Genomic DNA, 24,345 nt, shown 5'->3' on the forward strand with positions numbered 1-24,345 from the left:
GGGCAAGCGCTATCGCGCCGGGGAGCAGGAACAAGGTGCCGCAGAGCACATCGGAGGCGCGTCGCGCGACGGCGGCCGCAGCAACGCCGCTGCCGTCCATGGCCGCCACCGGCGCACGCAACTGGCGCGACTATGCGCTGCTGCTCGCGCTCGCCTGCTGCTGGAGCTCGACCTATCCGCTGGCCAAGCTCGCGCTTCCCACCATCCCGCCCGTCACCTTCATCTCGGCGCGCTCGCTGATCGCGGCCGCCTTCCTGTTCGCGATCCTGTGGATGCGCGGCATTAAGGTCCCGACCGACGCGAAGGCCTGGAAGCTGTTCGCCACCCAGCAGCTGATCAACTCGACCTTTCCGTTCCTGATCATCACCTGGTCGCAGCAATACGTGCCGGCGTCGAACACCGTCGTGCTAGCCTCAACCACGCCGATCTTCGCCTTCCTGATCACGTCGTTGATCACCCGGCACGAGCCGGCAACACTGTTGAAGCTGGCTGGCGCGATCCTCGGCCTTGCCGGGACCGTCGTCATCGTCGGCCTCGACGCGCTACGCGGCCTCAGTAGCGAGATCGTGGCGGAGATCGCGATCCTGCTCGCGACCATCTCCTTTGCCTGCGCGACCATCTTCGGCCTTCGCCTCTCCGAATACGACCCGATGGTGGTGGCGGCCGGCTCCTTGCTTTTCGGCGGCCTCGTCCTGCTGCCGCCCTCGCTGATCATCGACCAGCCCTGGACGCTGCAGCCGACGCCGGAGGCCGTCGTCGCCACCATCGTCATGGGCATCGTCTCCAGCGCGCTAGGCCTGATGCTGTTCTACGTCTGCCTCGGCCGCCTCGGTACGCTGACCACCAACGCGCAAGGCTATCTGCGCATCCCGATCGGCGTCGGCCTCTCCGTGCTGCTGCTCGGCGAGAGCGTGCCGTCGAACCTGACGCTCGGCCTGCTCCTCGTGATGGCGGGTGTTGCTGCAATGACAGTGCCGGCGGAGCGGCTGAAGCTGCGCTAGCGCAAGACGGCAACTACTTGACGACCGTCGCGAGTGACAGAGCCGCGAGCGCGCCCTATGGCCGCCTCAGCACGAACGAGATCACGCGGCCTTTTCCAGATGCTGGACTAGGCCCGCGAACAGGCCGCGGCCGTCGGTGCAACCCATGATGTCTTCGACATGGTTTTCCGGATGCGGCATCATGCCGAGCACGTTGCCTCCGTCGTTGACGATGCCGGCGATCGAATGCGCTGCGCCGTTGATGTTGTGCGCTTCATCCACCACGCCGTCGGCGGAGCAATAGCGATAAAGCACCCGCCCCTCGCCTTCGAGCCGCTTGATGGTCTCTTCATCCGCCTCGTAATTTCCCTCGCCATGGGCGACCGGCACCCGGATCACCTGGCCGGCATTGTAGCCGCGGGTGAACGGCGTGTCGGAGCGCTCGACGCGCAGATGCACGTCGTGGCAGATGAACTTCAGCCGTGCATTGCGCATCAGGACGCCGGGCAAGAGGCCGGACTCGCAGAGGATCTGAAAACCGTTGCAGACGCCGAGCACGAGGCCGCCCTTGGACGCGTAGTCGCGCACCGCGTCCATCACCGGCGCGCGTGCCGCGATGGCGCCGCAGCGCAAATAGTCGCCGTAGGAGAAGCCGCCCGGTACCACCACGAGATCGGTCCCAGCAGGCAGCGCCGTCTCGGCGTGCCAGACCATCGCCGGCTCGCTCCCGGAGATCAGCCTCAGCGCACGCGCCATGTCGCGCTCGCGGTTGATTCCGGGAAAGACGAGGATGGCGGCTTTCATGGCAGAGGTTCCGACGGTGACGGGAATCGGGCTGGCCAAAGGGCCAATTCGCAAGGAGACATAGCTATTTGACGGGGATTTTACCAGTGCTAGCCTCGCCGGACGGCCTTGTACACAGGCCATAGCCGAGGCACTTTTGCCCGACGAACTTGCCCGGGATTGAAGCCATGAACGTCCCGTCGCTCCCCACATCCCCCTCCGAGCCGGTGTCCACCGAGGGCGTCGTCGCCGCTGGCGCCTATGTCGATGGCCGCCGTATCGCCAATATTGCCATCAGCGAGGCCTCGAGCTGGCGGGCGAAGCCCGGCCACGTGGTCTGGATCGGCCTGCACGAGCCCGACATGGCGCTGCTCGGCGCGGTGCAGAAGCAATTCGACCTGCACGAACTCGCGATCGAGGACGCCAACCACGCCCATCAGCGACCCAAGATCGAGCAATATGGCGAAGCCCTGTTCATCGTGGCGCGGACGGCGCAGCTGGTCGAGGGCCGCATCGTCTTCGGCGAGACCCACATCTTCGTCGGCGAAGGTTATCTGGTCTCGGTGCGCCACGGCGCCTCGACGTCCTACACGCCCGTGCGCGAACGCTGCGAAAGCTGCCCGCGGGCCCTCGCCCGCGGCGAGGATTACATCCTCTATGCGATCCTCGATTTCATCGTCGACAATTACTCGCCCGTCCTCGAGAGCATTCACGACGAGGTGGAGGGCATCGAGGACGACGTGCTGTCCAAGCCGATCAGCAAGACGCAGATCGAGCGGCTCTACATGCTGCGCCGCGACCTGCTGCGGCTGCGCAACGCGATCGGGCCGCTGGTGGAGGTCTGCCGCCGGCTGGAGCATGACGAACTGTCGATGGTCCGGCAGGCCATGCAGCCACTGTTCCGCGACGTTACCGACCACGTCCGCAACATCCAGGAGCGCATCGATTCCATGCGCGAGGTGCTGGCCTTCGCCTTCGAGGCCAGCCTGCTGGTCGGTCAGGCGCAGGAGACGGCGGTGTCCAAGAAGCTCGCCTCGTGGCTTGCGATCATCGCGATCCCGACCGCACTGGCCGGCATCTACGGCATGAATTTCAAGCACATGCCGGAGCTGGAATGGGACTACGGCTATTACATGCTGCTCGGCGTGATGCTGACGGCGTGCACCGCGCTGTACTGGCGTTTTCGCAGCGTCGGCTGGCTGTGAGCCATCCCGTTCACCCGATCAGCTCGACCCGATAGTTCTCGATCACGGTGTTCGCCAGCAGCTTGTCGGCGGCGTCCTTCAACGCCGCCTCCGCCTTGGCCTTGTCCGCGCCGGCAAGCTCGATGTCGAACACCTTGCCCTGGCGGACGCTGGCGACGCCGTCGACGCCGAGCGACTTCAGCGCGCCTTCGATGGCCTTTCCTTGCGGATCGAGGATGCCCGTCTTCAAGGTAACGGTGACACGTGCCTTCACGTCCAAATCCCCTTCTAGCTCTTCACCAGCACCGGGCCGGAACCCTGCGGACGCTCGTTCTCCATGAGGATGCCGAGGCGCTTGGCGACTTCGGTATAGGCCTCCAGGAGCCCGCCGAGGTCCCTGCGGAAACGGTCCTTGTCGAGCTTCTCGTTCGACTTGATGTCCCACAGACGGCAGCTATCCGGCGAGATCTCGTCGGCGACGATGATGCGCATCATCTCGTTCTCGAACAGGCGGCCGCACTCCATCTTGAAATCGACGAGGCGGATGCCGATGCCGAGGAAGAGGCCGGTGAGGAAGTCGTTGACACGGATGGCGAGCGCCATGATGTCGTCGATCTCCTGGGGCGTCGCCCAGCCGAAGGCCGTGATGTGTTCTTCCGACACCATGGGGTCGTTGAGCTGGTCGTTCTTGTAATAGAACTCGATGATCGAACGGGGTAGCTGGGTGCCCTCCTCGATGCCGAGGCGCTGCGACAGCGAGCCGGCGGCGACGTTCCGCACCACCACTTCCAGCGGCACGATCTCGACCTCGCGAATCAACTGCTCGCGCATGTTGAGTCGGCGGATGAAATGGGTCGGCACCCCGATATCGTTGAGGTGCTGAAACAGGTACTCCGAGATCCGGTTGTTGAGGACACCCTTGCCCTCGATCACCTGATGCTTTTTCGCATTGAACGCGGTCGCGTCGTCCTTGAAGTGCTGGATCAGGGTACCGGGCTCCGGGCCTTCATACAGAACCTTTGCCTTGCCTTCATAAATGCGACGCCGACGGCTCATGGGGATGTACCGTGTTTTGTTGAAATCCATGTATTTGGTGTGCTCCGGTTACCAGGATTACGACCCACAGCGGAGCTGCCGTGAACGGCTGGGAGCCCGTCTATGACCCTTGGAAACAGAACGGGAACCAAGCCTTCCGGCAACCTATCCGATTGGCTGACCGAGCACAATCGATCCGGCCGTCCGGCATCAACTTATACCATCTTGCCTGCGGCTTAACGGCCCGTTGTTTTGCCGATTCGTGCTATCTATGTAGGCATGCAGTCGGGTCGCCGCAACGGAAGGCTCCCGCGCCATTCAGCAGGGGATTTGGAACAAGGTATGAGCCAGTTCGACAAGCGCCAGGAAGGTTTTGAGAAGAAGTTCGCCCTCGACGAGGAGCAGAAATTCAAGGCGGAGGCCCGCCGCAACCGGCTGCTCGGGCTGTGGGCGGCCGAAAAGCTGGGCATGTCAGGTGACGCCGCCACCGCCTACGCCAAGGAAGTGGTCGCTAGCGATTTCGAGGAGGCCGGCGATGCCGACGTCCTGCGCAAGATCACGGCCGATTTCACCGCCAAGAACGTCGCCGTCACCGAGCAGGCGATTCGCGCCAAGATGAGCGAACTGCTCGCGGTCGCGGCCGCCGAGGTGAAGGCGGGCAAGTGACTTGAGCGAATAGAGAGTGGCGAATCGCGAATGGGCGTCCCCATTCGCTACTCGCGATCGCCACTCGCCTCGTTCACTCCTCCTTGAAGCCGTATTCCGGCACGTTGCCGCTGGCGCCGTAATATTTGTACGGCAGGAATTTGCCGCTCATGGTGAACTTGACGCGGTCGCCCTTGGGATTGGGCAGGCGCTCCATCACCATGTCGAAATCGATCGCCGACATGATGCCGTCGCCGTACTCCTCCTCGATCAAGGCCTTCCAGGCCGGACCATTCACCATCACCAGTTCGTAGAAGCGATAGATCAGGGGATCGGTCGGCGGCATCGGCATGCCGCGCATCGGTGTCTCGTTGAGCATGGCAACTTCGGACTTCGACAGGCCGAACAGCTCGCCCGCATTGGCGGCCTGCGGCTTCGTCAATTTCATCTGACCGAGGATGGCGCCTGTTATCAGCACCTCCGAATAGCCGCCGATCTTCTCGCAGATATACTTCCAGCTCCATCCCTTCTCGCGCTTGATGTCGAGCAGCTTTTCGGTGAGGTCTTCGCGTTTCATGTTGGGGTCTCCTTGGTCAGGCACTTAATCCGGGATTTGTCCCGGGCATCCACGTTTGCCGTGGCTCATCGCTGCCAGCCGCGATCGTGAGCCCTGGCTTGCCGATCTGCACCAGCGGCACGTTGCGCGGATCGTGATCGGTCTTTTCGGTCGTGAAGGTCTTGCTGCGCATCACCAGGAAATCGATGATGTGGTTGCGCAGCGCGTAATAAAGCGGATGGCGGTGCAAATCGGTGCGGCCGCGATCCCTCGGCAGCGGGTTCTCGACAACCTCCGCCAGCACGGCGCCGGGCCCATTGGTCATCAGGAAGATCTTGTCGGCAAGGTAAATCGCTTCATCCACGTCATGCGTGATCATGAAGGCGGTCTGGCCGGTCTCGAGGCAGATGCGCCGTACCTCGTCCTGGAGCGTGCCGCGGGTAAGCGCGTCGAGCGCCGAGAACGGCTCGTCCATCAGCATGATCTTCGGCGTGATCGACAAGGCTCGCGCGATGCCGACACGCTGCTTCATGCCGCCGGACAGCTCTGACGGCCGTTTGTGCTCGGAACCGGAGAGACCGACCAGATCGATGAAGGTCTGCGCATGCGCCTTCACCTTGGCGCGGTCCCAGCTGCGCCATTTCGAGCTCACGGCATAGGCGACGTTGCCGAGCACGGTGCGCCAGGGCAGCAGCGCGTGGCTCTGGAAGATGACGGCACGGTCGAGGCTGGTGCCCGAAATCGCCTGACCGTCGACGATGACGGCGCCCTCGCTCGGCGCATCGAGGCCGGCGAGGATGTTGAGCACAGTGGTCTTGCCGCAGCCGGAATGCCCGATCACGCAGGCGAACTCGCCGCGCGCCATCGAGAGCCACAGGTTCTCGAAGATGGTGGTCGTGGCGCCGCTAGCGCCCGGATAGCGCTTTGCGATGGCTTCGATGGAGATGAATTTGTCGGTCATGCCCCTACTCCGGAAACGTGACCATGCGCGTGAAGCGCGCCAGTATCTGGTCGAGCAGCATGCCGACGACCCCGATCAGCAGGATCGCAATGATGACGTTGGTGATCGAGAGGTTATTCCACTCATTCCAGACGAAATAGCCGATGCCGGTGCCGCCGACGAGCATCTCGGCGGCGACGATCACGAGCCAGGCGATACCGATGGAGATGCGCATGCCGGTCAGGATCGTCGGCGCCGCCGCGGGGAGGATTACGGTGAAGGCGCGCCTGACGGTGCCGACCTCGAGCGTGCGCGCGACGTTGATCCATTCCTTGCGCACGCTGGCGACGCCGAACACGGTGTTGAGCAGCATCGGCCAGATCGAGCAGATGAAGATGACGAAGATCGCCGAGATCGAGGAATCCTTGATGGTGTAGAGCGCGAGCGGCATCCAGGCCAGCGGCGAGATCGGCTTCAGCACCTGGATGAAGGGATCCAGCGCCTTGCTGAGCAGCGGCGACATGCCGATCATGAAGCCGAGCGGGATGGCGACAAGCACTGCCAGCAGATAGCCGAGCCCGACTCGCGCGATCGAATAGCCGAGCTGGATGCCGAGCCCCTTGTCGTTCGGCCCGTTGTCGTAGAACGGCCTTCTCAAATGCTCCCAGAGCTTGGCGCCGACGTCGAGCGGCCCGGGCATCGCCGATTTGCCCTGCGTCGCCGTCAGGCCCATCAGCTTGGCGTATTCGGGGCTCATCGTCGTCGTGGCGCCGGTCGAGCGCGTGGCCAGATGCCAGACGCCAAGGAGCGCGGCGAGCAGCACGATGGAGACGAGGCCGGCACGGAGACGGAGGGAGGATGTCATCGAGCATATCCCCGGTGTCGTGTCCCGGGCGCGGCGCAGCGCGAAGCGATGCGACGCAGAACCGGGACCCATGCGGCACAACTGGGTCCCGGCTCTGCGATGCACCACTGCGTGCTGCATCGCGTCCGGGACACGAGAGAACTCGTCATTACGACGCCTTCCTGATCTTGAAGCTCGCCACATAATCCTCAGGCTTGGCCGGATCGAAATTCTTGCCCATCACCGAGAATGACTTGTACGCGCTCGCCGGCGGCGAAAGTCCCATCTCGGTCATCAGCTTCTTGGTGTCGGTCGCCAGATACACCTGTTCGGCGACCGCCTTGTAGTCGACGTCGCCCTTGATCTGTCCCCACCGCTTCATCTGCGTCAGCATCCACACCGCGAAGGACTGCCAGGGGAACGGATCGAAATCGACGCGCTTGGCGTCGGTCTTCACGCCGCCGAGGCCATCGGCATACGTGCCGGTCAAGACCTGCTCCAGCACCGTGACGGGCGCATTGATGTAATTGGCCGGCGCGATGGCTTCGGCGATCTGCTTGCGGTTCTCCGCCTTCGACGCATAGGCAGTGGCATCGACGATGGCGCGGGTCAGCGCCGCAAAGCTGTTCGGCGCGCTCGTGATGAACTCGCGGCTGGCGGCGAAGCTGCAGCAGGGATGACCGTCCCAGATCTCCTTCGACAACAGATGCATGAAGCCCACGCCGTCGTAGATCGCGCGCTGGCAGATGTTGTCGGGCGCGAGGAAGCCGTCGATGTTGTCGGCGCGCAAATTCGCGACCATCTCCGGCGGCGGCACCGAGCGCAGCTGCACGTCGGTATCGGGGTCGAGGCCATGCTCGGCGAGATAATAACGCAGCAAATAATTGTGCATGGAATAGTCGAAGGGGATCGCGAATTTCATCCCCTTCCAGTCTTTCGGATTCCGCTTGTCCTTGTGCTTCATCGCAAGCGTGATGCCCTGCCCGTTGATGTTCTCGATCGCCGGCACCGCGAACGGAATCGGGTTCGAGCCCAGGCCGAGCGAGATCGCCAGCGGCATCGGTGCCAGCATGTGCGCGGCGTCGTATTCCTTGTTGATGGTCTTGTCGCGAACCACGGCCCAGCCCGCGGTCTTGACCACGTCGACGTTGAGACCGTGCTTGGAATAGAAGCCCAGCGGCGCCGCCATGATGATGGGCGTGGCGCAGGTGATCGGAATGAAGCCGACCTTGAGGTCCTTTTTCTCGGGCGTGCCGGCCTGCGCGAACACCTCGGTCGCGGTCTGGAGCGGAAAGAACTGCGACAGCGCGGCCAGCGCGGTGGACGCCCCGACCGACTTCAGAAACGCCCGCCGCGCCACGTCCTGCGGAAACATCGCGCGCATCACGGCAGACGCAACCACGCCCTCGTATCGTTTCTCCTCGCTCTCGACCGGCTCGCAACGCAGCGCCGCCTGCTCGTGCTCGCGAGCCGAACGGTGCTGGCCGCAAACGCAGCCCGCCCCGAGATTGCGGTCGGCATCAAACGGATCGTCGAACGTGGACATGCTGCTGCGCCCCTTTGTCACACCGTACGGCGGACGCCGTTGTCCGCCGCGTCAGGTCAAAATTCCATCGTGGCCCGGCTATGGCTTGCGCAGCCGGGCCATTGGAAACATGCAGGTTCTATGCCGCCTTGCCTGTTACCTGGGCAGCCACCGGCAACCCCTGCTCGATCGGCAGCGAAGGATCACGCGACCATTCGTTCCAGGAGCCGAAATACATCCGCACGTCCTTCACGCCGGCATTCTTCAGCGCCAGGAAGGTGTTCGAGGCCCGCGCGCCCTTGAAGCAGTAGAGATAGACCGTCGTCGACGGCGAGATGCCGACGGTGGCGCATTCGGCCAGGATCTCGTCCTTGGACTTGAACCGGGGCCCTTCCGCGGTCGGCTTCATCATGCGGTACCATTCCAGCCACACCGCGCCGGGGATGCGGCCCTTGCGCGGGCAGAAATCCTTGCCGTAGGGCGACGAGCTGTCGCCGATCCATTCGTCGACATCGCGCACGTCGAGGATGGCGACGCCGGGCTTTCCGACGGCGGCGAGCATGGTCTTCGCGTCGATCAGGATGTCGCCGGCTTCCGGCACGATCGCGAACGAGGCCTTCACCGGCGTCGGAACGTCCTTCGTCACCGGGAAGCCCGCGGCCGACCAGGCATCGAAGCCGCCATGCAGCACCTTGATCTTGGGATAGCCGAGCATGGTGAGGAGGTAGTAGCCGCGGCAGGACTGGCCGAAGCCGGAATTCATCGACTGCTCGTAGATCACCGCCGTCTCCTTGCCGGAGAGACCGGCAGCGCCAAAGGCGTCGGCGAATTTGGTCTTCAGCTCGCTCATGCCTTCCGGCGTCGAGGTCGCAAGAAACGTGAAGATCTCGTGCACGTTCACGGCGCCCGGCAGGTGCCCGGCGCCATAGGCGTCGGGATTACGGGTGTCGATCACGACACACGGTTCGCTCTTCAAGAGATCGGCAAGTTCGCTGGCAGAGATCAGAACGTCCGTCATTGGCAGCCTCTCCGTTGAGGTTAAGTGGTCTTCTGGGGGTGGACTCGTGAAGCTCAGCAATCGGCGAGCATCTTGCGCAGCTGCTTGGTGGCCGGCGTGACGATCGCGACGAAATAGGCCTCGCGCAGGCGCCGCTGCGCGCGGTGGCCCTTGAGATAGCCGCGCGCGCCACAATGCAGCATCGCCGCATGCGCCGCCGCGACGCTGGCTTCGCCGGCGCGAAGCCGCAGCGCAATCACCTTGCGCCAGTAGGTTTCCTCCTCGTTGTAGGGATCGCGCGCCAGCGCCATGGTCTCGGCCTCGAGCTCGGCCGCGAGATCGCGGAAGTGCACCGGCTGTTGCGGCAGGTAGCGGTTGATATGGCCGAGCGAGTTATCCACCTCGTCCATGATGTTGATGCAGTCCTTGATGAGACCAAGCGCCATGCCGGCCTGCAGCAGGATGAAGCCCGCGCGGATCTTCTTGACGAAGGGGCCGGCGGGATCGGCCAGGATCAGCTCATCCGGCACGAAGACGTCGCGAAACTGCACGCCATAGGTTCCGGTGCCGTCCATCGCCATGAACGGCTTGCACGGCGTCAGCGTGATCGCAGGGTCCGAGCAGTCGGCCAGGAACATGACAGTGCCGGGCTCGCCACTTGCGATGCCCTGATCATCCTCGCGCTCGAAGATGGTGCCGAAATAATGATCGGGGCCGAGATTGGAGACCCACGGCAACGCGCCGCGCACGATATAACCGCCCTCGACCTTCCTGCCTTTCAGCTTCAGTTTCTCGATGCCGAAAAAGCTCTTCATCGGGTTGGAAAGCCCGGTACCGCCGAGCACCCGGCCGGTCGAGAGGCCATCGCCGAAACGCTTGGCGAGCGCTACATTGGTGGAATTCGCCGCGTACCAGACCAGCGTGTTCTGGCACCAGGCCATGAAGGCCGTGGCGCCGCAGACCTCGCCGATCGCGGCCATCGCCTCGATCGCGCAGCGCAGATCGGCGGCACCTTCGTGCGGCACGTGACTGCCCCACGCGCCGACCGCGCCGAGCTTGCGCAGCACCTCGGCCGGATAGACCGAGCCATCATCGATGCCGGCGGCAAGCGGCGCCAGATCTTCGCGCGCGATCCGCGCTACCTCCCCTGCAATGGACGGTGCGGGCTGATCCAAAACCTCGGCCCGCGATAAAGCCAGTGAACCCATGATCGTCTCCCGCACCTTGTCCTGGTTGCTGTCAGCTAGATGCCGACCTCGAGATTGACCGGGCGCGTGAAGGTGTTGGCGACCGGCGACCATTGCTTCACGTGGGCGACCAGCGCGTTGATCTCGTCCTGCGAGATACCCTCGCATTCCATGTCGACCTTGACGCGCACGTCAGTGAAGCCGACCGGCTTGTCCGAGGTATCGCCGGTGCCCCAGACCGCGGTGATGTTGAGGTCACCCTCGAGCTCGAGCTCGAGCTTGTTGACGATCCAGCCGCGATGCACGGCGTTGGCATGCAGGCCGACGGCAAGGCATGAGCCGAGCGCGGCGAGCGAGGCTTCCGACGGATTGGGCGCGGTGTCGTCGCCCAGCAGACCCGGCGGCTCGTCGACGATATAGGGCGGCAGATTACGGATGTAGTTGGCGTGGCGGAATTTCCCCTCCGCGACCGTCTTGCATTTCAAGGTCTTGACGACCTTCGGATTGGCCTTGCCGCTCGCGATCAGTTGCTCGAGGCCATTCTTGTCGATGGGCGCTAGGCACCCCGTCAGCACAGTCTTTTGAACGACGGCAGTCATCATCTTCTCCCTGGCAGAAGTGGAAAACGGCAGGATACCGAACGGTCTGTTTCCTTGCATGGAGCGTGCCAGAGCAGACTGAAAGCGAAATGCGAGGCATTGGAGCCGCTTAGCGATGGCTGCCTGCGGATTGATCAGCCGAGCTCTGCTCAAAGGCGATGCAGATGAGACCGCCGATGCGAATCTTTTTAGCGCGGAGCAGATGCGGCTTGATGATACCGCGCGGCTGCGATTAAGTTGCAGTCATGGCCAAGCCTTCACCGAACAAGCCCTCACTCAACAAGATGTCGTCGAAGAGGAATGCGCCGCATTCAGGCGCCGGCGACGACGAATCCGCGCGCGGCCGCCTGCTCAGCGCCGCATCGCATCTGTTTTGCAAGAACGGAATCAACGCCACCGGCATCGATGCGATCATCGAGGAGGCCGGCACCGCGAAAACCACGCTGTACAAGCTGTTCGGCTCCAAGACCAATCTCGTCAACGCGGTGCTGGAGAGCGAAGGCAAGCAGTGGCGCGAATGGTTCATCGCCGCCATGGAAGACGGCGGCGGCGATGCGCAGGCGAAGCTCACGCGCATCTTCCCGGCCCTGAAGAGCTGGTTTGCGGAAGAACGCTTCTACGGCTGCCCCTTCATCAACGCGGTCGGCGAGCACGACAAGGACGCCAAGCAGTTCCGCAACATCGCGCTGAAGCACAAGAAGATCGTGCTCGGCCACATCGAGAAGCTCGCCGGCGAGCTCGGCTCGAGCGAACCTGCGGTGCTCGCGCATCAGCTAGGCCTCCTGATCGACGGCGCGATCGTCGCCGCGATGATCTCGCGTGATCCCGGCGTGGCAGATACGGCGGCGCTGACGGCCGGCCCCCTGCTCGGCCAATCCAAGGCAAAAAAGAAGCGCGCGGCGGATCAGCTGGAGGCGGTGTAAGTTTCGTAGGGTGGGAAAAAGGCGCGTAGCGACGTGCCCACCACTTCTGATCCTGATCGCTCGAAGACGGTGGGCACGCTTCGTTTTGCCCACCCTACAAAATCTGGTTACCGCCCCGCCTTTTCCTCCCGCGGCAACGCGTCGGTAAACCGCCTGATCGCCTCGCGCACCGGTCGCTGATCGCCCGCGAAGAACCAATGATCGTTGCCGTCGAGCTCGACGAACTCCGCACCGCTGATCCGGCTCGCGATGTCGCGGCCGGCCGCGATCCGCACCGCCTGGTCGCCGCGCCGGTGCAGCACCAGCGTCGGCACGGCGACCCGGGGCAGCAGCTCTCGCACGTCGGCATCGCGAAAGGCTTCGAGCACGGCCGAGATACCGCCGGGACTGGAGGCCGCACGCAATAGCCCGGCCCACCAGGCGCGCGCATGGGGATCACCCGCCAGACTCGGCGCAAAGGTCTCGATCCCGACCGGCCCACCCCATTGTGCGATGAGTTGCTTGCTCCAGGCATCGTACTGGCTGGCCCGCAGGGCATGCGGATAATCCTGCGACCAGCAGCCCTTGGCCAATGCGCCGAACAGGATGAGCCCGGCGACGCGGCGCGGTTCGTCGACCGCAAACTTGATGCAGGCCGGCCCGCATTCGGAGGCGCCGAACAGCACGACACGGCGCGAATCCACCGCCCGCAGCACGGTGCCGATATCCTCGGCGGTGACGTCGATGCCCGGTGCCGATCCGACCCGGTCGGACAGTCCGATCCCGCGGCGATCGAAAACGATCAGCCGTCCAAGCTTCATCAACGACGCCAGGAACGTCCGGCTCGCAGGGCTTTCCCAGGCGCGCTCGACATGCGACACGAAGCCGGGCATCACCAGGATATCGAGCGGACCACTTCCGTAGGTCTGATAGGCCAGATGCACGCCGGAGCCCTTCACATAGCGCGTCGGCGGAACGTCCTGCGGCGCCGCGGCGGGACTCATGAGCGCCTCGGTCTCGGCTTCCAGCGCAACCCCGAGCTCGTCCCGCAGCCGCTGTGTCAGGGCCACATGATGACGCTCCGCCGCGCTGCGCTCGCCTGCCAGCAAAAGGCTGCGGATCAGATGCCGGCCATAGACCTCGCTGAGGGGATCGAGTTCAGCCAGGCGTCCCGCATGCGCTGCCGCAGCAAAATGGTCGCCGGCGGCATTCCTGTCCTGCACCAGACGCTCCAGCGCGTGCATCAGCCGGCCCCTCAGCGCCTCGCGGCGAAAGAACGCCCAATCGTCGAATACAGGGCCATCGTCGAGAGCAAAACCCGCCAGGAAGTCGCCGCGATAAACCGCGCAGGCTTCGTCGAAGTCGCCGCGGTCGCAGGCACTCTCGAATAAATGCGCATCGACCTTCAGCACGACCGCCGGAGACCAGCGCACGCTGGTGCGGTCGGTCTCGAACACCGGCTGGCCGAGCGCGAGTTCGACGCGATGAAGCAGCCGCCGCAACCGTGCAAGGCCCGTCTCCCGATCGGTCTCGGGCCAGAGTAGCGTGGCGATGATTTCGCGCGCGACCGCAGCCTTGGCCTCCGCGAGATAGACGAGCAGCGCAAGACCCTTGCGCAGGTTCAACTTGATCGGACGGCCGTCGGCATGGACCTCCGGGAACCCGAATGTCTCCAGCGAAAAGGCAGTCACGGAAATCCTCTCTCCCTCCGGGGCGTCCCCGGGGGACGCACAGGGGACGGCGCCGCGGTAGCCATCGGCCCAGATCGAACCCGCTCGCCGGCGACCGCCTCGAGCTCTGCATGCGGCACCGCCCGATCAGGCACAATAGGAAAAACCATGTTCTCGCGCCTCGCAATCCTGCTCTACGCAATCGTGAGCTATGCCGTATTCACGGTGTCCTTCCTCTATGCACTCGGTTTCGTCGGCAATTATGTCGTACCCAAGTCAATCGATCTGCCCTTCGACGTCGGCAACCCCTCGAATTTGACCGAAGCCATCGTCGTCAACCTGCTGCTGATGAGCCTGTTTGCCATCCAGCACAGCGTCATGGCGCGTCCGGCTTTCAAACGCTGGTGGACCAAGGTTCTTCCCGTGGCCTGCGAGCGCAGCACCTACGTGCTGCTCTCCAGCCTCATTCTCCTCCTGCTGTTCTGGCAGTGGCGTCCGATCCCGGCACCGATTTGGCAGACCGCCGGAATCGTGGCGTGGTTGCTGACTGGCATCCATTGGCTCGGCTGGCTGATCGCATTCGCCTCGACCCACATGATCGATCATTTCGACCTGTTCGGCCTGCGCCAGGCCCTCGCGGCGTTGCGCGGGACCGAGCCGCAGGGACCATCCTTCAAGGCGCCGCTGCTCTACAAGATCGTGCGGCATCCGATCATGCTGGGCTTCCTCCTGGCATTCTGGGCCACGCCCGAGATGACCGCCGGCCATCTGCTGTTCGCGCTCGCGAACACCGCCTATATCCTGGCCGCGTTGCAGTTCGAAGAGCGGGATCTGATCGCGGAATTCGGCGAGACCTATCGGCAGTATCGCCGCCGCGTTCCTATGCTGTTGCCGCGCCTCTTCGCGCGGACTCGGACGAGGGACCGTGATGCCGCCCGGAGCATCGGAGCGCCCCGATGAGCGCGGTGTTGTCGAGGGTGTCCTCCCGTCCCCAAATGTCTGCCGATGCTGCCATGTTTGCCGATGCCTTCGACGGGCTCCATGCCGGGATGTATCTGGTCGAGGCGGACGCCCATCTCATTCACGCCAATATCGCAGGCCGCGCCCTCATCGACGCCGGGGACATCCTGCATGAGGTCCGCGGGCGTCTCCTCGTCAGTGATCTGCCCGCCAACCTGACTTTGCAATGCGCCTTCGCGGCTGCGGGACAAGCCGACCGGAGTCCGGCCGCCGGCGCGACCGCCGTGCCGATGACCGGGAGGGATGGCCAACGTTACGTCGCCGATGCCCTGCCGCTGCCCGCAGGCACGCGCCGAAACTCCGGCGCAAACCGTCGAGCGGCGGCAGCGCTGTTCGTGCGCAAGACGGCCCTGCCGATCCTGTCCCGCGCGGAGGTGATCAGCAAGGCATTCAGATTGACGCCGGCCGAGTTACGCGTGTTGCTCGCCCTCGTCGAGCTCGGCGGCATTCCTGAAGTCGCCGCGGCGCTCGGCATTGCCGGATCGACGGTCAAGACGCATCTCCGCCGTCTGTTCGACAAGACCGGCGCTGCGCGGCAGGCTGATCTCGTCAAGATCGTCGCCGGATATGCGACACCGCTGAGAGAACTCGCCAAATATAATCCCGTTGGAGCGCCACCATGAAAGCGGTTCTGTGTCATTCGTTCACCGGACCTGGCGATCTCAGCCTCGGTGAGATCGACGTGCCCAAGCCGGCCGGCGACGAGATCCTCATCGACGTCCACGCGGCGTCCGTGAGTTTCATGGACCAGTTGATGGTCTCGGGCCTCTACCAGATGCGGCCGCAGACGCCGTTCGTGCCCGGCACGGAAGCATCCGGAACCGTCGTGGCGGTCGGCGGCGACGTGACAAGGTTCGCGCCCGGCGACCGCGTGGCCTGCAGCAGCTGGACCGGCGGCTACGCCGAACGAATGATTGCGAAGGAATCGAAAACCGTGCGCCTGCCTGACGGCGTAACATTCGAAGCGGCGGCAACCATCCTGCACAATTACGGTACGGCCTATTATGCGCTGGTCGAGCGGGCGCGAGCCGTGCGCGGCGAAACGTTGTTCGTCACCGGCGCTGCCGGCGGCGTTGGACTTGCCGCCGTCGACCTCGGCCGCCATCTCGGCCTGCGCGTCGTTGCCGGCGTCGGCTCCGACGACAAGGCGGCCTTGGTCCGCGGCTATGGCGCCAGCGCGGTCATCAACTACCGCAGCGAGGATTTGCGAGACCGGATCAAGTCGATCACGTCGGGAAACGGCATCGATGTCGGCTTCGACAATGTCGGCGGCGCGATCTTCGAGCAGATGGCCCGGCTGATGAAATGGGGCGGGCGGCTGATGCCGATCGGCTTCACCGGCGGCGAGATTCCGTCCATCCCGATGAACCTGCCGCTGCTGAAGAACTTCTCCATCGTCGGCGTCTTTGCGGGCGCCTGGGCGGAGAAATTCCCGCACGAGGGCGCACGCATGAACGACGCGCTGATGCAATGGCTCGCCGACGGACAAATCCGCCCGCATATCGATCGCATCCTCCCTTTGGAGGAGGTCGCTGAGGCCATGCGCGCCGTGGCCAACCGGACGGTTCAGGGGCGAATTGTGCTCAGGATCAGGTAGAGTGCGCCATGGCTCAGATCATCATCGACAAGCGCTATTGCGGCCCTCCGAATTCCGGCAACGGCGGCTATGTCTGCGGCCGGCTGGCCCGGCACGTCCCCGGGGCTGCGGAGGTGACACTGCGTGCGCCGCCGCCCCTGGACACGCCACTCGCTGCGGTCGCGACGGACGACGGCACATGGGAGCTTCGCGATGGCGGCAAGGCCGTCGCCACAGGACGCACCGCGAGCGTCGAGCTTGCGCAGGTCGAGACAGCCACCCTGCCGGAGGCACGCGCAGCCGAATTGCTCGCACTGTCCAGGCCGCACGAGCATCCGCTGCCACACTGTTTCGTCTGCGGTCCCGCAAGGACGAAAGGCGACGGCCTGCGCATCTTCGCCGGCCCACTCGGCCGTCCTGCGCAGACACCCGTTCTCGCCGCGAGTTGGGTACCCGATCCGAATCTCGCCGCCGAGGATGGCCTCATCGCACCAGAATTCCTCTGGTCCGCGCTCGATTGCCCCACCGGCTTTGCCTGCAATTACGATCAGCAGAGCGCCAGCTTCGAGAAGACCCCGCTCCTGCTCGGACGGATGGCAGCCCGCATCGAAGCCCGTCCCGGTCCCGGCGTGCCCTGCATCGTCACCGCCTGGCCCACCGGCCGTGACGGCCGCAAGCGCATGGCCGAGGCCGCGCTCCACGACGAAGCCGGGAAGCTGCTCGCTGTGGCGAGGACGACATGGATCGCGGTGGAGCGCGAGGTGCAGCTCGGACGGGGGTGATACAAGCTCGATCCCGCAGGTGGGCGCGGCCTTACGCGCCTTTGCCCTACCGCAAGACCGCACTACAGCCACGTCTTGGAGAGACCCGCCGCAAGATGATCGATCGGAGCGCGAACGGCCCTCGGTAGACCTCGTGTCGTGAACACGAGATCAAGAGGTGGTACGCTTCACCACCTTCGACCGCCGGGCATTCGGTCCGGCGGTCAGGCAAACTGCCTTAATTTACCTTCCATCAAGCACGGCTTGCGATCAGGGAACCCTGTAAACACGGCTTTAGGACCACCCGCGCCTTATCATCCGCAGGACAAGGGGATGCTTTGGGATGCGGTCCGACGCTGGACGATACAGCTTGCCACGCTGGCGCGTGATGCAGTGGTTGACGGACGTCGGCCCCGACGTGCCGGCCGACATCCGTGCAGCCCTCATCGCCCAACTCTTCGGTGCGGTCCCGATCTTTGCCGGCGGCGCCATCAATTCGGTCGCGATCGCGGCCATCATCGCCTATCGACAGCAGACGGCGCCGCTCATCGCCTGGTTCGTGCTTGAACTCCTGATTTGCCTGGCGCGCCTCGCGATCCTGCTCGCAGCACATCGCGCGATCCGGCTGCACCGGCCGACCCCGACCGATCTTCATCTCCTGTTCTCGATGGCCTGGAGCCTGAGCCTCGGCCTCGGCGCAATGGCGAGCATCGCGAGCGGCGACTGGCTCGTGGCGATGCTTGCTTGCATGTCCACGGCGGCGATGATCGGCGGCATCTGCTTCCGCAATTTCGGTGCGCCGCGATTTGCCGGGCTCATGATCCTGATCAGTCTCGGCCCCCTCGTCCTTTACATCGCCCTTCTTGGCGAGCCGGTGCTCTACATCATGATCTACCAGATCCCGATGTATCTCGCGGCCATGACCGGCGCGGCCTTCAGGCTCAACAGGATGCTGATCACCACCATGCAGGCCGAGCGCGAGAACAGCCGCCGCGCGCACCATGACGCGCTCACGGGGCTGCTGAATCGCGCCGGATTTGTCGACGGCCTCGAGGCGAAGCTCGCGCAATCCATTCGCAAGAACCGCTCCTTTGCCCTGTTCTTCTCCGACCTCGACGCGTTCAAGCCGATCAACGACACGTTCGGACATGCAGCCGGCGATCAGGTGCTCAAGGTAGTCGCCGAGCGGCTGCGCAAGGCGGTGCCCGAAGGCGCGGCGATCGCGCGAATGGGCGGTGACGAATTCGTCGCGCTGGTCGATGGCGTCACGGCCGATCAGGCGCTGGCGATGGGACAACGCATCGTCGACGAGATCGCAGCCCCCTATCAGATCGATGGCGAGACCCCTGTCACCATCGGTGCGAGCGTCGGCATCGCATTGGCGCCCGATCACGGCTCCCAGGTCGACGAATTGCTCGTGGTCGCGGATAGGGCCCTTTACGAAGCAAAATCCGACGGCAAGTCACGCTGCTGCCTCGCCGGGCTCGATATCGGCCTGACGGCGCTGCGCCGGCTTCAGCACAGTGGCAGGCGGCCTGCGAACGCGACCAGCGTCGCCGCCTGAGCCGCGATCGATCCTCGATGTGTCTGCTCGCCCCGAGCTGGCGTGCAGAGCGTCGTAAGAAGCCGGGCGGTGATGATCGCGTCTCGAGGCGACCTTGCCGCGAGCACACCCCGCTTTGCCCACTATGTGGAGCCTCAAGCCGTCGAGCGGCGTTGAACCCGCGGTTGATCATCGATACGCTCGCAAATGTTGGTCAACAAAAGCGCCAGGGGGACGCGATGGTTCGCGAGTTTGCGGCATTTGCAATCGTTGCCACGGTCATTTGGATCTCTGGCGTCTCATCCGCCGACGCCCAGCAACGGGAGTTCAACACGCCCGACCTGGTGATCCTCAACGGAAAGGTTCTGACGCTGGATGACCGATCGACGGTCACGGAGGCCGTGGCCGTCGCAGATGGCAAGATCATCGCAACGGGGACCAGCGCTTCGATCAGGTCACTTGCCGGCGACCGGACCCGCGTGCTCGACGTGTCCGGCAAGACCGTCATTCCCGGGTTGATCGATACGCATGCTCACTTCAAGGCCGCTGGTCTGGGCGACTACGTCGTCATCATGGGCCGCGCCAAGACCGTCGCTGAAGCGCTCGAGGCCATCAAGTCATTCGCTGCCAAGACGAAGCCGGGCGAGTGGATCATAGGTGGCGGGTGGCATCCGCCGTCGCAACTGGCCGAGAAGCGCTATCTGACGCGGCAGGAGATCGATAGCGTTGCGCCGAACAACCCGGTCTATCTTCGAACCGTCGGGCACTTTTCGATGGCGAACACCATGGCACTGCAGCGGGTCGGGGTCGACAAGACCACCGAGGATCCGAGTGGTGGAAAGTTCGAGCGCGATGCGGCCGGCGAGTTGACCGGCCTGCTCGTGGAAACAGCGATCGATCGGGTCGAGAAGGCGGTGCCGCCCTGGACCGAAGACGACGAGATGCGGCAATTCACCATCGCCGAAGGCGTGCTGAACAGCTTCGGCATCACCAGTGCGATCGAAGGCGCGACAGAGCCGCGCGATATTCGGACGCTGCAGAAGCTTGTCGCATCCGGCAAAGCCACCTTGCGCACCGGCGTGATGTTCCGACCTGAGCCCCCGGCCGATCTGACGGCATGGGAAGCGATCATGTCGGGCAACGGAGCCTCTTCGGGTTTTGGCGACGATTGGCTCAAATTCGCCGGCATCAAGATCTTCTACGACGGCGGCATGACGTTGAAGACAGCGCTCATGCGCGAGGTGTATCCGGATTCACATGACAATTACCATGGCACCACGCAACAGACACCCGAGCGGTTGAAGCAACTCATCTCCATCTGCAACCGATATGACTGGCGGGTCGGTGTTCATGTCGTGGGCGACCTCGGTATCGACCAGGTGCTCGATGCGTTCGAGGCAGTGGATAAGGAAAAATCGATCCGCGACCGTCGCTTCGTCCTCATTCACGCCAGCCTGATCCGGCCAGAGCAGATGGAACGTGCGCAAAGGCTGGGCGTCCGCATCGATTTCCAGAACGTTTTCATGTGGGACAAGGCAGCGACCGTCGAACGTTTTCTCGGGAAAGCGATCGCGGACCGCGCCGTGCCGACCAGGACGCTGATCGAAAAAATGGGGCTCGACAGCCTCGGCGCCGGGACGGATTTTCCCGTCAACCCGATCAACCCCTTCCTCAACATGTACATCATGGTGACCAGGAAGGACCCCGCCGGAAAGGTCTACGGCGCGACGGAAGCCATCACCCGCGAGCAGGCCCTGCGACTCTACAGCAGCGCGGCCTCGCGCTACACCTTCGATGAAGCGCGCAAAGGGACCATTGAGCCCGGAAAGCTTGCGGACATCGTGGTGCTCTCCGCCGACTACACCGCCGTGCCGGAGGAGCAGATCAAGGACATCAAGGCGGACCTGACCCTGGTCGGCGGAAAGGTTGTCTTTCAGCGCTGACCCGGCGCTGATTGGCCAGGGTCATGCGCCCTGCTCGATCATCCCCTGCAGCCGCACCAGCTCCGCCTCCAGATCGCGCTCGACATCCGCCGCCCGGATCTCCAGCACGCGATAATCCCGCGCCTCCAGCCACGTCCGCCGGCCCGCACGATCTGCCGCGATTGCCTCGCCCTCGCCCGGGTTGACCAGCTCGATCGCGATCCGGTGCGGGAAGGAGACGAAGTCCGGGATATGGCGCCCCACCGGGGTCTGGCGCTTGAACCCGCCGGCGAAGCGGCGGTCGCGGGTCAGGGCCTGCCAGAGCAGGCGCTCGGCGTCGGTCGGGTTGCGGCGGAGCAAGCGGGCCAGACCACGGACGGTCGAGCCGCTGTCGGGCGTTCCACTGCCATGCTCGGCGAGCAGCGCGCGCAGGCGCGTGGCCTGCTCGCCGTCGAGCACACCGCCCTTGGCCGGGCCCTTGCGTCCCTCCGCGATCGCCATGATCACCCCGTGCAGGGTGTGCATGTCCTGCTTGGTCGGCTCCATCCTGGTGAAGATGTTGCGCAGGTTGACCAGCATGGTGTCGCGCTTCTCGGCCGGGCGCAGGAATTCCACCTTGTCGAGTTCGCGGATGAGGTTGTCGAAGAAGGCCTGCATCTGGTGCTGCGAGGCGCGCTCGGACCGCTCCGGCATGGCGTGCGGCAGCTCGCCTGAGGTCGCCCGCTTGAACCATTCATAGCCGACCAGCAGCACGGCCTGGGCGAGGTTGAGCGAGGCGAAACCCGGATTGACCGGGAAGGTGATGATGCGGTTGGAGAGGCCGACCTCCTCGTTGGTCAGTCCCCAGCGCTCGCGGCCGAACAGGATGCCGGCCTTGCCACCGGCCGCGACGTGACCCGCGATCTCGCCGGCCGCCGCTTCCGGCCCGACCACGGGCTTGGCCTGGTCGTGGGGGCGCGCGGTGGTGGCGAACAGCAGGTCGAGGTCGGCGACGGCGTCTTCGACCGTCCCAAACAACTGGACCTTTTCCAGGATGTGATCGGCGCCGGCCGCGGCGCGCTGAGCGGCGATGTTGGGCCAGCCGTCCCTGGGGTTGACGATGCGCAAGGCGCCAAGCGCAAAATTGCCCATGGCGCGCGCGGCCATGCCGATGTTTTCGCCCAGCTGCGGCTCGACCAGGATCACGATGGGACCGTCGAGGGACAAACCCGCCTTGCTCTTGTCAGTCCCCGACATCTCGTTTCGCTTTCACGCTGTCTCTCAGGGCCTTGGCAAGGCCGCCTCAGGAATTGATTCAAGCCGGTCGCCGGACCGGCTGCCCGTCCGCCTGTCGTTTGCCTGTCCTGACGAAATTCTCAAGGGAAATAACGGGTTGGAATCGACTTTTGAATCTCTGCCGAAGCCTCGGGCCCGCTCCGGCCTGCGGGGCCCTCCCCGCCCCCCGTCTGTGGGGGCTGGATCGGCTAAAAGTGCATAATCCCTTGGCTTTCGCCCGCCGCGTCTGGGTGCTATGAGGCGGCGGATATTCCCGTGGCGCGCTGAAAGCGCCGTTCCCAAGAGGCTTCCCCGATCATGGCAAAAATCAAGGTATCCAATCCCGTCGTCGAACTCGATGGCGACGAGATGACCCGGATTATCTGGCAGTACATCAAGGACAAGCTGATCACCCCGTTCCTGGATGTCGAGCTGATGTATTTCGACCTGGGAATGGAGTACCGCGACCACACCAACGATCAGGTCACCATCGACGCCGCCGAGGCGATCAAGAAGGTCGGCGTCGGCGTCAAATGCGCCACCATCACCCCGGATGAGGCCCGGGTGAAGGAGTTCAACCTCAAGCAGATGTGGAAGTCGCCGAACGGCACCATCCGTAACATCCTGGGCGGCGTGATCTTCCGCGAGCCGATCATCTGCAAGAACGTGCCGCGCCTGGTTCCCGGCTGGACCAAGCCGATCATCATCGGCCGCCACGCCTATGGCGACCAGTACCGCGCCACCGACTTCAAGTTCCCGGGCAAGGGCACGCTGTCGATGAAGTTCGTCGGCGAGGACGGCACCGTGATCGAGAAGGAAGTGTTCAAGGCCCCCGGCGCCGGCGTCGCCATGGAGATGTACAATCTCGACGACTCCATCATCGACTTCGCCCGCGCCTCGCTGAACTACGGCCTGCTGCGCAACTACCCGGTCTACCTCTCGACCAAGAACACGATTCTGAAGGTCTATGACGGCCGCTTCAAGGACATCTTCCAGGACATCTACGACCGCGAGTTCAAGAAGGAATTCGAGGCCAAGGGCCTGACCTACGAGCACCGCCTGATCGACGACATGGTGGCCTCGGCGCTGAAATGGTCGGGCGGCTACGTCTGGGCCTGCAAGAACTACGACGGCGACGTGCAGTCCGACACGGTCGCGCAGGGCTACGGCTCGCTCGGCCTGATGACCTCGGTGCTGCTCACCCCCGACGGCAAGACCGTCGAGGCCGAAGCCGCCCACGGCACGGTGACCCGACATTATCGCGAGCACCAGAAGGGCAAGGAGACCTCGACCAACTCGATCGCCTCGATCTTCGCCTGGACCCGTGGCCTGTCGCACCGCGCCAAGCTCGACAACAATGCCGAGCTCGCCAAGTTCGCCAACACGCTGGAGAAGGTCTGCGTCGACACCGTCGAGGCCGGCTACATGACCAAGGATCTCGCGCTCTTGGTCGGCGCCGACCAGCGCTGGCTCTCGACCACCGGCTTCCTCGACAAGGTCGCCGAGAACCTGACCAAGGAGCTGGCGGGCTGAGCCGACCGCAATTTCGCCCGACTGGGCCAGACATCATCACGGGCCGCGCAACAGCGCGGCCCGTTTCTTTTTGGGACCTTGCCCGGAGATGCCACCATGTTCATCAAGCTTGCCGGCCCCACAATGCTGCTCGCGGCCCTGATCGGGCCGGCCGGGGCTGCAGAGCCGCTTCCCGACGCCATCGCCGCACCGGGCGAGAGCGTCGTGCTCAGCGTCCACGCCGAAGGCGCGCAGGTCTACGAATGCAAGGCCGGTAGCGACGGCAAGCTCGCCTGGGCCTTCCGCGAGCCGATCGCGACGCTGCTGTCCGAGGGCAACACGATCGGCCGGCATTATGCCGGCCCGAACTGGGAGCTCGCCGACAGCAGCGCCGTGGTCGGCAAGGTGATCGGCAACGCACCGGGTACGACGGCCGCCGATATCCCCTGGCTGAAGCTGGAGGTCACCGCCCGCCGCGGCAGCGGCACCCTCACGCCTGTTACCACGGTCCAGCGCATCAACACCCATGGCGGCAAGCTCGACGGTTCTTGCGACAAGGCCGGCGAGTTCAGAAGCGCGCCCTACTCGGCCGAGTATGTTTTCCTGAAGAAAGGCTGAGACCGATGCTCTTCATGGTGATCGAACGCTTCAGGGACCGCGACCCAATTCCGGTCTACCGGCGCGTGCGCGACGAGGGCGTCAAGTTTCCGGAAGGCCTGAAATATCTCGGCAGCTGGATCGAGCCGAATTTCGACCGCTGCTTCCAACTGATGGAATGCGACGACGCTCGCCTGCTGCAGGAATGGGTGTTGAACTGCCAGGGCAACGGCATGACGTTCGAGATCGTGCCCGTCGTGCCCAGCAAGGAGACGCGCGAGGTTGTCGCGCCCTTCCTCGACGGAACGTGACG

At 64.3% G+C, this 24,345-nt stretch carries 25 protein-coding genes; 13 read left to right on the forward strand and 12 right to left on the reverse strand.

Annotation, left to right across the window (positions count from 1 at the left end; all coding sequences use genetic code 11):
- Nucleotides 1-35: 35 nt before the first annotated feature.
- Nucleotides 36-1,001 carry a DMT family transporter gene (locus CIT39_RS22865; protein WP_094972254.1) on the forward strand — a complete coding sequence of 322 codons (966 nt, stop codon included), beginning with the start codon at nucleotides 36-38 and terminating at the stop codon, nucleotides 999-1,001.
- 81 nt (nucleotides 1,002-1,082) lie between these two features.
- Here the strand turns inward: CIT39_RS22865 and purQ are convergent, their stop codons facing one another.
- Nucleotides 1,083-1,784 (reverse strand): phosphoribosylformylglycinamidine synthase subunit PurQ, encoded by a 702-nt coding sequence (gene purQ, locus CIT39_RS22870; RefSeq protein WP_094972255.1) that lies wholly within the window; start codon nucleotides 1,782-1,784, stop codon nucleotides 1,083-1,085.
- 167 nt (nucleotides 1,785-1,951) lie between these two features.
- On the opposite strand from purQ, the gene CIT39_RS22875 reads away from it, so the two are divergent.
- Nucleotides 1,952-2,968 (forward strand): magnesium and cobalt transport protein CorA, encoded by a 1,017-nt coding sequence (locus CIT39_RS22875; RefSeq protein ID WP_094972256.1) that lies wholly within the window; start codon nucleotides 1,952-1,954, stop codon nucleotides 2,966-2,968.
- A 10-nt stretch (nucleotides 2,969-2,978) separates the two neighbouring features.
- On the opposite strand, the gene purS is transcribed toward CIT39_RS22875, so the two are convergent.
- Together purS and purC are read right to left on the reverse strand one after the other, a co-directional pair.
- Nucleotides 2,979-3,221 carry a phosphoribosylformylglycinamidine synthase subunit PurS gene (purS, locus tag CIT39_RS22880; RefSeq protein WP_007602264.1) on the reverse strand — a complete coding sequence of 81 codons (243 nt, stop codon included), beginning with the start codon at nucleotides 3,219-3,221 and terminating at the stop codon, nucleotides 2,979-2,981.
- 14 nt (nucleotides 3,222-3,235) lie between these two features.
- Nucleotides 3,236-4,003: a phosphoribosylaminoimidazolesuccinocarboxamide synthase gene (gene purC, locus CIT39_RS22885; protein ID WP_173015815.1), complete on the reverse strand. Its 768-nt coding sequence runs from the start codon at nucleotides 4,001-4,003 to the stop codon at nucleotides 3,236-3,238.
- Nucleotides 4,004-4,324: 321 nt separating this feature from the next.
- On the opposite strand from purC, the gene CIT39_RS22890 reads away from it, so the two are divergent.
- On the forward strand, nucleotides 4,325-4,648 hold the full coding sequence (locus tag CIT39_RS22890) for a DUF1476 domain-containing protein (protein ID WP_094972257.1): 324 nt from the start codon (nucleotides 4,325-4,327) through the stop codon (nucleotides 4,646-4,648).
- 73 nt (nucleotides 4,649-4,721) lie between these two features.
- Here the strand turns inward: CIT39_RS22890 and cynS are convergent, their stop codons facing one another.
- The 7 genes from cynS to CIT39_RS22925 all read right to left on the reverse strand — a co-directional run bounded on the left by cynS (nucleotide 4,722) and on the right by CIT39_RS22925 (nucleotide 11,275).
- A complete protein-coding gene (gene cynS / locus CIT39_RS22895; protein ID WP_094972258.1) occupies nucleotides 4,722-5,204 on the reverse strand; it encodes a cyanase in 483 nt (160 codons plus the stop codon).
- Between the two features lie 16 nt (nucleotides 5,205-5,220).
- On the reverse strand, nucleotides 5,221-6,144 hold the full coding sequence (locus CIT39_RS22900) for an ABC transporter ATP-binding protein (RefSeq protein ID WP_094972259.1): 924 nt from the start codon (nucleotides 6,142-6,144) through the stop codon (nucleotides 5,221-5,223).
- Between the two features lie 4 nt (nucleotides 6,145-6,148).
- Nucleotides 6,149-6,988 (reverse strand): nitrate ABC transporter permease, encoded by an 840-nt coding sequence (ntrB, locus tag CIT39_RS22905; protein ID WP_094972260.1) that lies wholly within the window; start codon nucleotides 6,986-6,988, stop codon nucleotides 6,149-6,151.
- A gap of 148 nt (nucleotides 6,989-7,136) precedes the next feature.
- Entirely contained in the window at nucleotides 7,137-8,513 is a 1,377-nt protein-coding gene (locus CIT39_RS22910) for a CmpA/NrtA family ABC transporter substrate-binding protein (protein ID WP_094972261.1), read from the reverse strand.
- 118 nt (nucleotides 8,514-8,631) lie between these two features.
- Nucleotides 8,632-9,510 carry a sulfurtransferase gene (locus tag CIT39_RS22915; RefSeq protein WP_094972262.1) on the reverse strand — a complete coding sequence of 293 codons (879 nt, stop codon included), beginning with the start codon at nucleotides 9,508-9,510 and terminating at the stop codon, nucleotides 8,632-8,634.
- A 53-nt stretch (nucleotides 9,511-9,563) separates the two neighbouring features.
- A complete protein-coding gene (locus CIT39_RS22920) occupies nucleotides 9,564-10,697 on the reverse strand; it encodes an acyl-CoA dehydrogenase family protein (RefSeq protein ID WP_162308629.1) in 1,134 nt (377 codons plus the stop codon).
- Between the two features lie 35 nt (nucleotides 10,698-10,732).
- Nucleotides 10,733-11,275, reverse strand: coding sequence for an OsmC family protein (locus tag CIT39_RS22925; protein ID WP_094972527.1), 543 nt, complete (start codon nucleotides 11,273-11,275; stop codon nucleotides 10,733-10,735).
- A 245-nt stretch (nucleotides 11,276-11,520) separates the two neighbouring features.
- Here CIT39_RS22925 and CIT39_RS22930 point away from each other — a divergent pair, with 245 nt between their 5' ends.
- The gene (locus tag CIT39_RS22930) at nucleotides 11,521-12,198 is read left to right on the forward strand and encodes a TetR/AcrR family transcriptional regulator (protein ID WP_094972264.1); all 678 of its coding nucleotides are present in this window, start codon (nucleotides 11,521-11,523) and stop codon (nucleotides 12,196-12,198) included.
- A 107-nt stretch (nucleotides 12,199-12,305) separates the two neighbouring features.
- Here CIT39_RS22930 and CIT39_RS22935 read toward each other — a convergent pair whose 3' ends face one another.
- A complete protein-coding gene (locus tag CIT39_RS22935) occupies nucleotides 12,306-13,868 on the reverse strand; it encodes a bifunctional AfsR/SARP family transcriptional regulator/alpha/beta hydrolase (protein ID WP_094972265.1) in 1,563 nt (520 codons plus the stop codon).
- 147 nt (nucleotides 13,869-14,015) lie between these two features.
- On the opposite strand from CIT39_RS22935, the gene mddA reads away from it, so the two are divergent.
- From mddA to CIT39_RS22965, 6 genes are all read left to right on the forward strand, one after another.
- Nucleotides 14,016-14,807: a methanethiol S-methyltransferase gene (mddA, locus tag CIT39_RS22940; RefSeq protein WP_094972266.1), complete on the forward strand. Its 792-nt coding sequence runs from the start codon at nucleotides 14,016-14,018 to the stop codon at nucleotides 14,805-14,807.
- Nucleotides 14,808-14,860: 53 nt separating this feature from the next.
- Nucleotides 14,861-15,490 (forward strand): helix-turn-helix transcriptional regulator, encoded by a 630-nt coding sequence (locus CIT39_RS22945; protein ID WP_244607436.1) that lies wholly within the window; start codon nucleotides 14,861-14,863, stop codon nucleotides 15,488-15,490.
- Nucleotides 15,487-16,464 (forward strand): NADPH:quinone oxidoreductase family protein, encoded by a 978-nt coding sequence (locus CIT39_RS22950; protein WP_094972268.1) that lies wholly within the window; start codon nucleotides 15,487-15,489, stop codon nucleotides 16,462-16,464. Before CIT39_RS22945 ends, CIT39_RS22950 begins: the two co-directional genes overlap by 4 nt.
- 8 nt (nucleotides 16,465-16,472) lie before the next feature.
- Nucleotides 16,473-17,225, forward strand: a complete 753-nt coding sequence (locus CIT39_RS22955) for a hotdog family protein (RefSeq protein WP_094972269.1) — start codon at nucleotides 16,473-16,475, stop codon at nucleotides 17,223-17,225.
- A gap of 322 nt (nucleotides 17,226-17,547) precedes the next feature.
- Entirely contained in the window at nucleotides 17,548-18,768 is a 1,221-nt protein-coding gene (locus tag CIT39_RS22960) for a diguanylate cyclase domain-containing protein (RefSeq protein WP_162308630.1), read from the forward strand.
- Between the two features lie 218 nt (nucleotides 18,769-18,986).
- A complete protein-coding gene (locus tag CIT39_RS22965; protein ID WP_094972528.1) occupies nucleotides 18,987-20,690 on the forward strand; it encodes an amidohydrolase in 1,704 nt (567 codons plus the stop codon).
- A 21-nt stretch (nucleotides 20,691-20,711) separates the two neighbouring features.
- Here CIT39_RS22965 and CIT39_RS22970 read toward each other — a convergent pair whose 3' ends face one another.
- Nucleotides 20,712-21,905 (reverse strand): TrmJ/YjtD family RNA methyltransferase, encoded by a 1,194-nt coding sequence (locus tag CIT39_RS22970; protein ID WP_094972271.1) that lies wholly within the window; start codon nucleotides 21,903-21,905, stop codon nucleotides 20,712-20,714.
- Nucleotides 21,906-22,241: 336 nt separating this feature from the next.
- Between CIT39_RS22970 and CIT39_RS22975 the strand changes: the two genes are divergently transcribed.
- The 3 genes from CIT39_RS22975 (at nucleotide 22,242) to CIT39_RS22985 (ending at nucleotide 24,343) form a co-directional block, all read left to right on the forward strand.
- Complete coding sequence (locus tag CIT39_RS22975; protein WP_094972272.1) at nucleotides 22,242-23,456, forward strand: NADP-dependent isocitrate dehydrogenase; 1,215 nt, start codon at nucleotides 22,242-22,244, stop codon at nucleotides 23,454-23,456.
- 96 nt (nucleotides 23,457-23,552) lie between these two features.
- Nucleotides 23,553-24,053: a DUF3455 domain-containing protein gene (locus CIT39_RS22980; RefSeq protein WP_094972273.1), complete on the forward strand. Its 501-nt coding sequence runs from the start codon at nucleotides 23,553-23,555 to the stop codon at nucleotides 24,051-24,053.
- A 5-nt stretch (nucleotides 24,054-24,058) separates the two neighbouring features.
- Nucleotides 24,059-24,343, forward strand: a complete 285-nt coding sequence (locus CIT39_RS22985) for a DUF3303 domain-containing protein (RefSeq protein WP_094972274.1) — start codon at nucleotides 24,059-24,061, stop codon at nucleotides 24,341-24,343.
- Nucleotides 24,344-24,345 lie beyond the last annotated feature (2 nt).

This window comes from Bradyrhizobium symbiodeficiens, from assembly GCF_002266465.3.
Classification (GTDB): Bacteria; Pseudomonadota; Alphaproteobacteria; order Rhizobiales; family Xanthobacteraceae; genus Bradyrhizobium; species Bradyrhizobium symbiodeficiens.

What these genes read in the sequence shown, in the direction of transcription:
- purQ (WP_094972255.1), bottom strand. Translation starts at nt 1,784, where the DNA reads ATGAAAGCCGCCATCCTCGTCTTTCCCGGAATCAACCGCGAGCGCGAC.
- CIT39_RS22875 (WP_094972256.1), top strand. Translation starts at nt 1,952, where the DNA reads ATGAACGTCCCGTCGCTCCCCACATCCCCCTCCGAGCCGGTGTCCACC.
- purC (WP_173015815.1), bottom strand. Translation starts at nt 4,003, where the DNA reads ATGAGCCGTCGGCGTCGCATTTATGAAGGCAAGGCAAAGGTTCTGTAT.
- CIT39_RS22890 (WP_094972257.1), top strand. Translation starts at nt 4,325, where the DNA reads ATGAGCCAGTTCGACAAGCGCCAGGAAGGTTTTGAGAAGAAGTTCGCC.
- cynS (WP_094972258.1), bottom strand. Translation starts at nt 5,204, where the DNA reads ATGAAACGCGAAGACCTCACCGAAAAGCTGCTCGACATCAAGCGCGAG.
- CIT39_RS22900 (WP_094972259.1), bottom strand. Translation starts at nt 6,144, where the DNA reads ATGACCGACAAATTCATCTCCATCGAAGCCATCGCAAAGCGCTATCCG.
- ntrB (WP_094972260.1), bottom strand. Translation starts at nt 6,988, where the DNA reads ATGACATCCTCCCTCCGTCTCCGTGCCGGCCTCGTCTCCATCGTGCTG.
- CIT39_RS22910 (WP_094972261.1), bottom strand. Translation starts at nt 8,513, where the DNA reads ATGTCCACGTTCGACGATCCGTTTGATGCCGACCGCAATCTCGGGGCG.
- CIT39_RS22915 (WP_094972262.1), bottom strand. Translation starts at nt 9,510, where the DNA reads ATGACGGACGTTCTGATCTCTGCCAGCGAACTTGCCGATCTCTTGAAG.
- CIT39_RS22920 (WP_162308629.1), bottom strand. Translation starts at nt 10,697, where the DNA reads ATGGGTTCACTGGCTTTATCGCGGGCCGAGGTTTTGGATCAGCCCGCA.
- CIT39_RS22925 (WP_094972527.1), bottom strand. Translation starts at nt 11,275, where the DNA reads ATGACTGCCGTCGTTCAAAAGACTGTGCTGACGGGGTGCCTAGCGCCC.
- CIT39_RS22930 (WP_094972264.1), top strand. Translation starts at nt 11,521, where the DNA reads ATGGCCAAGCCTTCACCGAACAAGCCCTCACTCAACAAGATGTCGTCG.
- mddA (WP_094972266.1), top strand. Translation starts at nt 14,016, where the DNA reads ATGTTCTCGCGCCTCGCAATCCTGCTCTACGCAATCGTGAGCTATGCC.
- CIT39_RS22945 (WP_244607436.1), top strand. Translation starts at nt 14,861, where the DNA reads ATGTTTGCCGATGCCTTCGACGGGCTCCATGCCGGGATGTATCTGGTC.
- CIT39_RS22950 (WP_094972268.1), top strand. Translation starts at nt 15,487, where the DNA reads ATGAAAGCGGTTCTGTGTCATTCGTTCACCGGACCTGGCGATCTCAGC.
- CIT39_RS22955 (WP_094972269.1), top strand. Translation starts at nt 16,473, where the DNA reads ATGGCTCAGATCATCATCGACAAGCGCTATTGCGGCCCTCCGAATTCC.
- CIT39_RS22960 (WP_162308630.1), top strand. Translation starts at nt 17,548, where the DNA reads ATGCGGTCCGACGCTGGACGATACAGCTTGCCACGCTGGCGCGTGATG.
- CIT39_RS22965 (WP_094972528.1), top strand. Translation starts at nt 18,987, where the DNA reads ATGGTTCGCGAGTTTGCGGCATTTGCAATCGTTGCCACGGTCATTTGG.
- CIT39_RS22970 (WP_094972271.1), bottom strand. Translation starts at nt 21,905, where the DNA reads ATGTCGGGGACTGACAAGAGCAAGGCGGGTTTGTCCCTCGACGGTCCC.
- CIT39_RS22975 (WP_094972272.1), top strand. Translation starts at nt 22,242, where the DNA reads ATGGCAAAAATCAAGGTATCCAATCCCGTCGTCGAACTCGATGGCGAC.
- CIT39_RS22980 (WP_094972273.1), top strand. Translation starts at nt 23,553, where the DNA reads ATGTTCATCAAGCTTGCCGGCCCCACAATGCTGCTCGCGGCCCTGATC.
- CIT39_RS22985 (WP_094972274.1), top strand. Translation starts at nt 24,059, where the DNA reads ATGCTCTTCATGGTGATCGAACGCTTCAGGGACCGCGACCCAATTCCG.